Annotated in this window: 1 protein-coding gene; it reads left to right on the top strand. The window is 47.2% G+C overall.

The genetic code is table 11. The features are described from left to right. The coding region (locus tag ABD792_RS19090; RefSeq protein WP_345008181.1) for an IS91 family transposase at positions 1 to 544 on the top strand (544 nt) is incomplete at both ends.

Raw genomic sequence — 544 nt, 5'->3', positions numbered from 1 at the left:
ATTGTCCCAAGTGCCAGGGGCACCAGAAAGAACAGTGGGTACGGGCCCGTGAGGCCGAACTGCTACCGGTACCTTATTTTCATGTGGTTTTTACCCTGCCGCAGGAACTCAACCGCCTGTGCCTTTACAGGCCCAAAACACTTTATAACATGCTCTTTAAAGTCTCGTGGCAGGTTATTTATGGCTTTGGGAACAATCCAAAATTTTTAGGTGCTCGACCGGGCATGATTGCCGTACTGCATACCTGGGGACAGAATTTATCGTTGCATCCACATCTACATTGTATCGTTCCCGGGGGCGGGTTAACTCCTTCTGGGCGATGGAAACCCGTAAAACACAAAGGGAAGTACCTGTTCCCGGTAAAGGCTATGAGCAAGGTGTTCAGGGCGCGCTTTGTGGCGCAGTTACGAAAAACATTAGAAGTAGAAATGTCTTCTGATTTTTATGAGACCTTATTTAAAAAGAACTGGGTCGTGTATTGTAAACGCCCCTTTTTAGGGCCCGAACAGGTTATAGAGTATTTGGGGCGTTACACCCATAAAAT

Source organism: Snuella lapsa (assembly GCF_039539345.1).
GTDB lineage: Bacteria > Bacteroidota > Bacteroidia > Flavobacteriales > Flavobacteriaceae > Snuella > Snuella lapsa.
This window is presented reverse-complemented; position numbering and strand designations above follow the sequence as displayed.